The organism is Aeromonas sp. R3-1 (assembly GCF_040908345.1).
Classification (GTDB): domain Bacteria; phylum Pseudomonadota; class Gammaproteobacteria; order Enterobacterales; family Aeromonadaceae; genus Aeromonas; species Aeromonas veronii.
In genome coordinates this window covers 1-11,270 of record NZ_JBFODN010000154.1, presented here as the reverse complement: position 1 = coordinate 11,270, position 11,270 = coordinate 1, and the positions used below count along the sequence as shown (strand labels likewise).

Sequence of the window (11,270 nt, the reverse complement as noted above, 5' to 3'; positions counted from 1 at the left end):
TCTTTATCAAGCTCGGTCAGCGCATCATCAACGCCCTCCACCAGCCCACCCAGGATGGTCAGGTGTTCCGGGTCGATATGCGCTTACGCCCCTTTGGCGACGCGGGGCCGCTCGCCATCTCCTTCGCCGCCATGGAGGATTACTACCAGCACCACGGCCGCAACTGGGAGCGCTACGCCATGGTCAAGGCGCGGGTACTGGGGCCCCAGTGCGAGCATGCGGTCGAGCTGGCCGAGATGCTGCGCCCCTTCGTGTTTCGCCGCTATATCGACTTTGGCGTTATCGACGGTCTGCGCCAGATGAAGGCGATGATCGCCGCCGAGGTGCGCCGCAAGGGGCTGGAGGGCAACATCAAGCTGGGGGCTGGCGGCATTCGCGAAGTGGAGTTTATCGCCCAGGCGCTGCAGCTTATTCGCGGCGGCCGTGAACCGGCACTGCGGGTGCGTCACCTGCCGGAGGCGCTGGCCGCCATCGCCCAATGTAGTGCCCTCGAATCTGCCCATTGCGACCGCTTGCTGACGGCCTATCGCTTCCTGCGCCGGGTCGAAAACATTCTGCAGGAGATTGCCGATCAACAGACCCAGACCCTGCCCACCGAAGAGCGGGATCGCCAGCGGCTGATCGCCGCCCTCGGTTTTGACGACTGGGGCGCCTTTATGGCTCATCTCGATGAGGAGATGGCCGCCGTCCATCAGGAGTTCGCCGCCGTGGTGGGGGAAGAGAAAGAGGCACCCGCCCATCTGGAGCAGCTTTGGCTCGATCTCTGGCGCACCGAGCTCGATGCCGCCGAGCTGGAAAAATTGCTGACTGCTCAAGGGGTCGTCGAGCCCGCTCCGCTCTGCGCCGCCCTGCTGCGCTTCAAGGAGGAGTACAAGCGCCGTCAGGTGGGGCCGCAGGGGCGCATCGCGCTGGACTGGCTGATGCCGGAGCTGCTGCGGCTGGTGGTCGCCAGCGAGCAGCCCGCCCGCCTGTTCGAGCGGGTATGCGAGCTGCTGACCCGCATCTTCACCCGCAGCGCCTATCTGCAACTGCTGGCGGAAAACCCGGGCGCCCTGCGCCAGCTGGTACGGCTGTGCGATGCCAGCCATCTGGTGAGTGAACAGCTGGCCCGCTACCCGATTTTGCTGGACGAGCTGCTTGATCCCCAGCACCTCTACCACCCCACCCCGCTCGATCAGTACAAGCCCCAGCTGCGCCAGTTCCTGCTGCGCATCCCCGAAGAGGACGTGGAGCAGCAGATGGAGGCGCTGCGTCAGTTCAAGCAGGTGCAGCTGCTGCGCATCGTGGCGGCCGATATCGCTGGCGCCCTGCCGCTGATGAAGGTGAGCGACCACCTCACCTGGCTGGCGGAGGCGATCACCGAAGAGGTGGTCAATCAGGCCTGGGCCCAGATGAGCGAGCGCTACGGGGTGCCGCCCGAGGTGGCGCTGAGCGGCCAACGCGGCTTTGCGGTGGTGGCCTATGGCAAGCTGGGCGGCATCGAGCTCGGTTACGGCTCGGATCTCGATCTGGTGTTCCTGCACGGCGGCGACCCCAACAGCTACACCGACGGCCGCAAGCCCATCGACAGCCGCCAGTTCTATCTGCGTCTGGCGCAGCGGATCCTGCACCTGTTCAGCACCCGTACCCCCTCCGGCATCCTCTACGAAATAGACATGCGGCTGCGCCCCTCCGGCGACTCCGGCCTGCTGGTCTCGTCGCTGTCGGCCTATGAGCAGTATCAGCAAAACGAGGCGTGGACTTGGGAACATCAGGCGCTGGTGCGGGCTCGCCCCATCTATGGCGATGACGCCATCGTTGCCGAATTTGCCCGTATCCGCCGCGATGTGCTGGCCAAGGAGCGGGATCTGCCGACCCTGGCCCGCGAGGTGCGCGAGATGCGCCACAAGATGCGGGATCACCTGCTCAAGGCGGGGGCTGGCGAATTCGACCTCAAGCAGTCCCCCGGCGGCATGGTGGATATCGAGTTTATCGCCCAGTATCTGGTGCTGGCCCACGCCTGCGGCGAGCCCGATGCCCTCACCCGCTGGTCCGATAACGTGCGCATCTTCGATGAGTGCGTCATGGCGGGGGTGCTGACCCTGGAGCAGGCGGAGGGGCTGAAGCAGGCCTATCTAGAGATCCGCAACCTCGGCCATCGCCTCAACCTCTCGGAGATCTCCCGCAAGGTAAGCGACGATCAGCTGCAAAACGAACGCAGCCATGTGCTCGCCGTCTGGCACAAACTGCTGGGGGAGTAATTCCCGCCAGCGGCAATGAAAAAGGGCCCGCCTGAATTACTTCAGGCGGGCCCCTCTCTTATCTCCTTACGGCTGCTCAGCCGTGCTCCATCACCGTCTCCACCAGCATGCTGTTGAAACGCTGATAGGCCTCTTCCTCAAGAAGCCCCGGATAGCTCAACACCCGTAGGGCATGACCTCGATAGTCAGGATGATAGGGTGGGTGGAGATGGGCATAGTCGTTGAGACAAAAGCCCAGCCCCTGATAGAAGCGCAGACGGCGAATGGCAATCTCATCCTCTGGCGGATCGATCTCGAGAATGACGGTTTTGCCTGCCCGCTCGCAAAATTCGGCCAGCAGGCGGCTGCCGTAGTTGCGGCCGCGCAGCGCAGGATTGATGGCCAGATGTTCGATATAGACCTGCTCGCCACACGCCCACCAGAAGATGAAACCGAGCAGCAGGCCGTCCTGATAAAAGATTTGGCAGTGATAGCGAGGATCCCGCATCTTCTGAGGCTGATGCTGTGACTGGCGCTGCTCGTAGCGGGGAAAACTCTCGCCATAGATCTGCCAGACCAGCGGCCACGCCGGATGGTTTACCTCTCTAATCACTTCACTCTCAATCATCAGAACTGCCTCTCATTTATTTTGCAGAACGTTCATCTATACATGAAAAGTTCTGCCACAGCATCATCTGATGAAATAAAGACCAGAATTCCAGATTAGCGGGCGCCATCCGGTTGCGAGACAAACTGCTGCTGGCTGCCATCGGGCAGCAGCGCCAGCACGCTTTGAGCGGCCAGTTTTATCCCTGACAGCTCGGTGGCCAAACCGAAGTTGGCAATCAGTCGAGTGCCATCGGCAAACTCGCTCTGCTGCACCACGCCTCTTTTATCGAGCCAGCGAAAACCGGTGAGGGACTGGTTGTAGAGCCGCTCATGCAGCGGGCGGAAGGAGGCATCGAGCCCCCTGAGGTAGGGAATGCGCACGCTGGCACTATCCAGACTGAGGTTGAGCAGCGGCGGCACGTTGTAGAGCTGCTGCAACAGCTCGGTGACCTGACGGCTCTCCCTGAATTTGAGGCTGTCCATCGTCCAGTGATGGGTGGTCACTATGCTGTCGTGAAAGACGCTCTGGAACAGCGGCAACCGCAGCGCCGGATCGAAGTAGAGCCCCTGATACTCAGGTTTTAGATGACTCTGGCGAAAGAAGAACGCGGGCTGATAGTCGGGATACCAGGCTCCCAGATAGTAGGGAGAGCGCTTGTTGCGGCGCATATCGGGATCCTGCCAGCCAAAGCCGCTGGTCTGGGGGCCATGGGCGAAGGCCGCGGTGCGGTTGGCTACCGCCCCGCCCTCCTCGGAGCCCACCAGCACCCCCTGACTCTTGGCAATCCATGCCATTCCCGCCATCCGGTTTTGCGCATCCTGCGCCTGAGTGGTCGGCTTGGCCGGGTCGAAGTCGTCAAACACCATGCCGGTCGCCGCCACATCGAGGAACCAGCTGTTGTAGTGGCTCGCCTGCTGCAACCAGGGTACGCGCTGTTCCATCACCGGGCGCACACAGGCCTGATTGGTGTAGACGCCGCTCTTTTGAAAGCCGCTCTTGCGCCGCCCGTTCTCCTGCATGATGCCGCAGCGCAGGTAAATATCCTGCCCCATTTGGGCGGTGAGCCAGCTCTGCTGGCGATTACCCTCCGGCAGCGCGGTATCGTAGGAGTCGTAAGGAGCGATGAGATAGCCCGCCTGTTTGGCAAGTTCAATCCCCTGCGGCACGGCAAAGCCCGCAGTCCACTGGGGCAGCCCCAGCCAGAGTTTTGGTAGTCCAGCCTGTTTGAGGGCGGCGATCATCTTGGTCGAGCTGCCATCACCCCAGCTTTGCGGCTCGTTGAGCGCAGCGCCCAGTTGCGTGGCCGCCAGCCCACGCCGGGCAGCGAAATCGGCCGGTTGCCGACCCGGATGGCGCAGCGCCAGCGCCTGCTCTACCCCGGCCAACACCAAATTTTGCAGGTAGCGATTGCGCTCAAGATCGGGCGCCTGCAGCGCCGTTTTGCTCTCCTCCTTGAGCCAGTCGGCGGGGATCAGGCGGCGCAGCGCGGGCCAGCTCTTCACATCCTGTGGCACCAGCAGTCGCTCGCCCCAGAGGTAGAGGTGAGAGGCGCCGATCAGCCGTTTGCCATCCGGCACCGCCGCCAGCTTGCTCTCGAGCGAGACCAGCTCGCCCCGCTCCTGCAACCAGCTGCGATAGGCCTTGGCCGCCGCCAGCCAGTCATTGCCCGGTTGCAGCGACACCACCACCTCATAGGGGTCAGCCAGATTGAGGCGGTTGACGCTATGGGTCGCGGTAAGGGCAATGCCATTTTGCTTGGGTGCAAAGGTGAGCCGGTTGTTGAAGGGGTTGGCAAAGAGGATCGCCAGCTGCTGATCACCGTAATCCAGCCCAACCAGTGGCAGGGTGAGATTTTCGGTGGTGTTGATCCCCTGATACTCCTGCGCCAGCGCCTTGCGCCACGCAGTGTGCGTAGCCGGAATGCGAAATCCCTCGTGGATCGGCAGCATCAGCGCCTGCGCCCCTGCCGGTACCCGCGGCCACACCAGCTCGCCAGCACTCGCGCGGCTCAGGGTGAGGATCAGACGGTTACCCTCAAGGCGAGCCAAGGCCCGCATCTCACCATCGGCGCGGATCAGCCAGCTGGCACGTTCCCCCTCCTGTTGCAAGGCGGTGACCGGCTGAAGCGGGCCGGGAGAAGAGATGGCAAGGTGCTTGCCCGATGGCAGCACAGCCTCGGCCGCCAGGGTGGCGGGATCCAGCTCGATGCGCCACTGATCGTTGGCAAGGGTCAGCGCCTCGGCAGGCAGGGAGAACAGCGGCGCCAACAGCAGCAGCGGGCGGATCCGGCTCGTTAGCACGGGAAGAAGAGTCATGGTCGGTGATTCCTGATAACACACGGGAATCGCCATTTCAGCAGATTGGCCGCCTGCGATTGTCAGGCCAATGTCAGGATTGCGTGCAACTGACCATCACGACGACCATTACTCAACCGGCCCAGCCTGACTGTGGCTTAGCTGCAACACCAGCTGGCCACGCTGGCTGGTCTGCACCAGCGAAAGGGTACGCCAGCTGTCGGGCGTAGCGGTTGGCCAGTTCACCGGCTCATCGGGCGCAATCCGGTGCCACCAGAGCAGGGAGTATTGCGGGCGAGCCAGCACCGCCTGATCGAGCCAGAGCGGCGTGCAGGCCGCAGGATTGACGGGGAGATTGGCTACCGCCTGCGGCGAGCGGGAGAGCCAGTCCAGATCCTGCACCGCAGGCAGCGACAACGCCACCTGCCACTCCTTGCCCGCCACCGTCAGCCGCAGCTGATAGAGTCCGGCTGGTAAAGGCGTCGGCAGATCGGCCCCCACGACCCGAACCCCTTTATTCTCTTCCGCCTCCCACTGGGCACCTGCCAGTCGGTCACGGCCAGCGGGATCGATAAGTTCAGCGGCGGTGATGGGCCCCTCGCCGGTCAGCTGCACCCGATAGTCCCGCAACAGTGGCGCATCGCGCTGGATCAGCTCAAGGCGCAGCTCGCTCACCCCATCAGGCAGAGTGAGCGGGAAATCCTTGCCGCAGTGTTGGGCACTCAGCGCGGCCAGCATCCCCTGCCAGCTACGGCGCTCGGCATCATTTGTGAGGGCGGGCCATGCCTGCTGCAAAGATTGCCAGGCGTGCCGGTTATCCCCCTGTAACAGCGCCAAAGTAGCCGGTTGCAGCGGATCGGCACGTTCAGTTGCCATAACGCAGCCAGCGCTTAGAGCCAACAACAGAGCAGCCAGCGTTGCGCGCTTCACGCTGTCACCTCCAGCCGGTAGCCGATGCCGCGCACCGTCTCGATGGCCAGTCCGGGCAGCTTCTGGCGCAGCTGCAGAATATGGGTATCGATGGTGCGGGTGGAGGGAAACGCCTGATAGCCCCACACCCGGTTGAGGATCTCCTCCCGGCTCAGCACCCGCCCCGCCATCCGCACCAGCAAGGTGAGCAGGGCAAACTCGGTGGGGGTAAAACTCACCTCCGCATCCTGCCAGCTCGCCTGCATCCGGGCGGGATGAAGCTGCAAGCCGCCCACTGCCTGAGTGCCATCCCCCAGCTGACGCAACTGGGCCCGGATCCGCGCCAGCAGCTCGTCGTGGGAGAAGGGTTTGGTCAGGTAGTCGCGCGCCCCCGCATCGAGCCCGGCCACCCGATCGCTAACCTCCACCCTTGCGGTGAGCACGATCACCGGCAGCGCCTTGCGCGCCAGCCACTGGGGCAGCCAGTCGAGGGCATCCCCCTCCGGCATGGTGCGATCCAGCAGCACCAGATCCGCCGCCAGCCACTGCTGCTCTGCCGCAGTCAGGGTGTCGCACCAGAGGCAGCAATACCCCTCACGGGTCAGATAGCGTTGCAGATTCTCCGCCAATAGCGCCTCGTCTTCGACAAGCAGGATGGTCTTCATGATTCGGTGTCGCTCCAGAGTTGGCAGGGCAGCGTCAGGGTAAAGGTAGTGGGCGGGCCGGATAGGGCGAGACGCCCGCCAAGACGACGCAGCAGATGGTGCACGATGGCAAGTCCCAGACCCAACCCCTCGGCACGGGCACCGCGGTGCAGCAGGGTGGCGAGCCGGTAATTTGGCAGCTCGCCACCATCGCTGACTGCGAGGATCAAACGCCCCGCCTGCCAGCTGGCACAGATCCGAACCGGTGCACGGCCATGCTGGCTGGCGTTGCGCAGCAGGTTGTCGAGGGCGAGATCGAGCCAGTAGAAGGGGAGCGCCAGAGTCATCTCCCGCTCAAGGCAGAAGGTGGCGTCATGCCGCTCGCAGGCCAGGGTGAACCACTCGGTGAGACTGACCGCCACCCGCTCATCTTCGAGGGTCTCTGCCGCCAGATAGTGGCGACTAGCCTGCGCCAGTTGATGCAGACGGGCGACACTGCCCAGCAGCTGACCCACGCTCTGCTGGGTGGAAGGGGGTAGCCGGTCGAAATCGTGGCGCAGCTCCTCGCTGATGCCGGAGAGCGCCATGATAGGGGTACGCAGCTCGTGGGTCAGCATCTGCAATGCGACACGCCGCTCCCGCAGCAGGCGCCAGCGCTGCCAGCTGGCCCACCCCAGCAGCAGGATGAAACCAAGAGAGCTGGCCAGCGCCAGCCACTGCCAGTGCAGCGTGGGGCGCTCGTTGAGGCAGATCCCCCCAACCCGCTCCTGGCAGGAGCCATCGACCCGGCTATCCAGCGTCACGCCAAGCCGCTCGGCTAGCGGCTGCCACTGCCCTGCGCCATAGCGGTGCCACTGCCCATCGGCAAGCACCCAGATCTGACCGGATTGCAGCAGCCAGCGCTCCCCCCGCAACAGGGCATCGAGGTTGTCATTATCGAGCTCGCCGAGCTGCCCCAACAGATCTCGCCGCTCCCGCACATGGAGCAGAGCATCGAGCCCGGCGGACGGATGACCAGCCTGCCAGCGCGCCGCGCTGGAGCCGCCAAGCGGATAGATGGGGTGAGCGGCAAACCAGCGGATCGAGGGCGTAGCCCTTTGGCCGCAAAGCGCTCGCAGCAGTGGCAGCCACTCGGCGGGCAAGTCATTCTCTGTCCCGCACTCCTGCTGATAGCGATAGATGGCCTGCAACTGACGCAACGGGTAGCGCAGCCAAGCGGGATGAAGAGAGTCGGGAGCGATCAGGCGACGGTCGAGCCGCTGCACCTCGTCAAGAGGCAGCGCCTGTTCGGGAGCCTGCCTGGCCAGCTCGCCCGCCAGACGCTCCGCCAGCGGCCCGGCCAGCACGGGATACGCCATGCTGTAGCAGATCAGGGAGCAGAGCAGCAGGATCAGGCGCATGGGTTCAACTCGAGATGACTCCGGATGAAGACACAGCAGAGCACTGCGCCATAAAAAATGTCAGCGCCATTTTTCAATGGCGCTGACATCCGGTCAACCGCTAACGGCATTGGCGCGGCTCCCGCCAGCCCATATGAACCGTCACTATTTGAACAGTCCCTTGAGCAACTGGTCGGCCACCCCTTTGACGGCCTCATTGTCGGCCTTGTCCCCCAGCAGCTTCTTGAGGCCGCGTTCGGCCTCCTTACGTGCCTTATCCTCCAGCAGCTTGTTGTTGCTGAGCAGAGCCTTCACATCGAGCTGATAGCTGGGAGCCTGCCAGTGGCCGCCGATCCGCACCGGAATGGTGATCTCCTTCAGCTCGTCCACATCCTTACCCCCTTGCCCCTTGCTGCTCTCGACGATGGAGGTAAGGAACAGGAAGTTGAGGCTCTCCGGCACCAGCGCCGTCTGCCCCTCCCCCTTGACCCGCAAGGCGGGGGCAAAGAGCTGGATGTCGTTGCTGCGGGCGATGCCGTCGGCAATCTGGAAGCTGGCGGTGAGGGCGCTGAAGTCGGTCTTGCGCGCCTCCTTCACCTGCTCGGCCCCCTTGCCGCTGAGGGAAGCCCGCGCCTCGCGGATCATCTCCGGCAGGTTGATGCCGTGCAGGGCACCGTCGCTCAGTTTCAAGGTAACCTTGCCCTGCATCCCGTTGCGCAGTGCAAGCGCGGAGAGACCACGGCCCTGCACCTGCACATCGAGATCGCCCTTGCCCTCCAGCAGATCACTCTGAGCCAGAGCCTGCAACAAGGGACGAATGTTCACTCCGGCCACCTGCTTGTGCACCTTGTAGGTGGCGGGCTGCTGGCGCGTGTCGAGTACCCCGTTCGCGTTTACCTGACCACCTGCCACGGTCGCGCTGAACTGTTTGAGCGTCAGCAGCCCTTTGGCCAGAGCCACCTGCAGATCGACAGCACCGAGATCCAACCCTTTCAGACGCAGGCTGCCGAGTTGCAGCCGACCATCCAGATCCACCCCTTTGAGAGCGCCCAGATCCGGTTCGACCGCGGAGAGGGCTTCGCTCTTGCCGGTTACCGCTTTATTGCCACTTGCAGCTGTGCTGGCAACACCGGCCCTCGGTTTGTCCTCTTTCACCTGCGCAGGTGTGGTCGGTACCGATTTGGCGAGCCATTTGTCGAGATCCAGCTTCTCCCCCTTGAGATCGAAGCTGATTGTGGGAACAGCGCCAAGCTGCACGGTTCCATCGCCACTCAACAGTGCCTCATCGGCACTCATCACCAGCTTGCTCAGGGTAATCAACTGCTTGTCGAGCTCGGCACGGGAAAACCCGGCCAGTTTCAGCTTCATCTGCGGGCGCGGCAGCGCATCTCCTTCCAGCGCTGCCGTCAGCAGTACATCGGAGAGCTCGGCCAGCTTCATCTCCTTGTCGAGCCGTCCCTTGAGCGTTCCTTCCAGCGAGCCAGCCAGTAAAGCTTGCTGCCCCTCTACCTTGGCGCCTTTCAGCGCCAACGTGAGGTTGCTCCACTCACCCAGGGCCAATCGGTCCCCCTTGATGGAGAAACTATCGAGTCGCAGGGACGGGTCACTCAGGCTGCCACTGAGGCTCAGATCTTTCAGTTCACTGGCCATCACCTCCTGCGCCAGCTTGATCTGGGTCTGCCCTTTAACATCGAAAGCGAGCTTGTCGGCACTCCCCTTGGCGGCCAGCGTCACGGGTACCCACTGACCGGTGGCCAGCTGCCCCATATCGAGATCGAGGCGATCCAGTCGCAGCGAGGTGCCGCTGCGATCATCCTGTATCCGCGCACTGGCCTGGGAGAGCGCGACACCCTGCAAGCTGATCTGCCAAGGCTTGCTATCAGCGGTTGGCGCAGGGGTTGCGGGGACGACCGGTTCGCTTGCGTCAGCAGCGGCATCCTTGAACAGTCCGCTCAGATTGGAGCTGCCATCCACCTTGGTCTGGATAAAGAGATGGGCGCCACTCAGGGTCACCTTGCCGATCTCCAGGCGATGGGAGAGCAGCGGCAACAGGGCAACCGAGGCCTCCCCCTGTTCGAAACGAACCAGATCTGGCTCGGCAAAACCGGCCGGATTACGCAAGGCGACCTTTTCCAGCGAGAGGCCGAGACTCGGCCAGAAACGCCAGTCAATCTCCCCCGCCATCACCAGTTCGCGCCCCGTGCTCTTGCGCACCTGTTCAGCCAGTTGGGGCTTGAATTGATTGGGGTCGATGAGGCTTATCAGCGTCACTATGGCCAGCAAGGCCGCCACGGCGATGCCGAGCAAGATGAGAACTATCTTCTTCACGATATGCTCCTTGAATCCGGATCCACTGCAGACTATACCACTCACCGTCTGACGAATGGCGTCTGCGGGACAAAAGCGGACAAGGATGAGACAGGGATGGTCGCTGCCAATCCCCATCGTCATCAGCAGGGATCAAGCTTGCAAAGAGGATTGCTGCAGCCGCGCCATCGCGGTGCGCGTCGATTCGAAAGCAAAGCGGGACATGGGGATATCGCTGATCTTCTGCCACTGGCAGGCGGCCACATCGTCAGCTGGCTGGATGACCGGTTTTTCACTCAGCTTGATGGCAAAGAAGGTGTCACAGGTGTGATAGGTGATGCCATCGTAGGGATAGATATTGGGGAAGGAACCGAGATAGGTACAAGGATGAGCGCTGACATCGAGCCCCAGCTCCTCCTGCAACTCGCGCACCAGCGCCCCCTCCAGCGACTCGCCGGGATCGACAAATCCCCCCGGCAGATCCAGCAACCCCTTGCCAGGATTACGGGCACGCACCGCAACCAGCACCTCGTCCTGCCAGCAAAGCGCCACCATCACAGCCGTCGCCACATTCTGGAAAAAATGAAAACCGCAGCCACAGCGAAACTCTTTAGGGCTGACGCTCTGCAGGGTTTGACCGCCGCATTTTGGACAAAACATGGGCTATCTCCGACGAAATAAAGCACCATTTTACGCCGTTGGGGTCAATTTCTATGAGTAAAACAGACAGGGAGGATAAGGTGTTCAGGTAAAAGAGGGGGTAAAGAAGGTCAATTATCAGCCAAAACACTGAATTTCAGCCAATAAAAAACTCCGCTCGATGAGCGGGGTTTTTTGTATTGGGTGCCTGGCAGTGTCCTACTCTCGCATGGCGAATGCCACACTACCATCGGCGCTACCGCGTTTCA

Annotated in this window: 8 protein-coding genes; 1 reads left to right on the top strand and 7 read right to left on the bottom strand. The window is 62.7% G+C overall.

Going from position 1 to position 11,270, the window contains the following annotated elements:
• Nucleotides 1–2,240 (top strand): bifunctional [glutamate--ammonia ligase]-adenylyl-L-tyrosine phosphorylase/[glutamate--ammonia-ligase] adenylyltransferase (gene glnE / locus AB5Y85_RS09530; RefSeq protein ID WP_368221349.1); only part of this gene is annotated, 2,240 nt, incomplete at its 5' end.
• A 76-nt stretch (nt 2,241–2,316) separates the two neighbouring features.
• On the opposite strand, the gene AB5Y85_RS09525 is transcribed toward glnE, so the two are convergent.
• The 7 genes from AB5Y85_RS09525 to AB5Y85_RS09495 all read right to left on the bottom strand — a co-directional run bounded on the left by AB5Y85_RS09525 (nt 2,317) and on the right by AB5Y85_RS09495 (nt 11,022).
• Complete coding sequence (locus AB5Y85_RS09525) at nt 2,317–2,847, bottom strand: GNAT family N-acetyltransferase (RefSeq protein ID WP_257687209.1); 531 nt, start codon at nt 2,845–2,847, stop codon at nt 2,317–2,319.
• A 95-nt stretch (nt 2,848–2,942) separates the two neighbouring features.
• Nucleotides 2,943–5,144, bottom strand: coding sequence for a glycoside hydrolase (locus AB5Y85_RS09520; protein ID WP_257687208.1), 2,202 nt, complete (start codon nt 5,142–5,144; stop codon nt 2,943–2,945).
• Nucleotides 5,145–5,252: 108 nt separating this feature from the next.
• On the bottom strand, nt 5,253–5,999 hold the full coding sequence (locus AB5Y85_RS09515; protein ID WP_257687207.1) for a DUF2861 family protein: 747 nt from the start codon (nt 5,997–5,999) through the stop codon (nt 5,253–5,255).
• A 50-nt stretch (nt 6,000–6,049) separates the two neighbouring features.
• Entirely contained in the window at nt 6,050–6,697 is a 648-nt protein-coding gene (locus AB5Y85_RS09510; RefSeq protein WP_257687206.1) for a response regulator transcription factor, read from the bottom strand.
• On the bottom strand, nt 6,694–8,076 hold the full coding sequence (locus AB5Y85_RS09505; protein ID WP_257687205.1) for a HAMP domain-containing histidine kinase: 1,383 nt from the start codon (nt 8,074–8,076) through the stop codon (nt 6,694–6,696). The genes AB5Y85_RS09510 and AB5Y85_RS09505 overlap by 4 nt, the downstream gene beginning before the upstream one ends.
• A gap of 144 nt (nt 8,077–8,220) precedes the next feature.
• Nucleotides 8,221–10,383 (bottom strand): AsmA family protein, encoded by a 2,163-nt coding sequence (locus AB5Y85_RS09500; protein WP_257687204.1) that lies wholly within the window; start codon nt 10,381–10,383, stop codon nt 8,221–8,223.
• A 132-nt stretch (nt 10,384–10,515) separates the two neighbouring features.
• Nucleotides 10,516–11,022, bottom strand: coding sequence for an NUDIX domain-containing protein (locus AB5Y85_RS09495; protein WP_257687203.1), 507 nt, complete (start codon nt 11,020–11,022; stop codon nt 10,516–10,518).
• Nucleotides 11,023–11,270 lie beyond the last annotated feature (248 nt).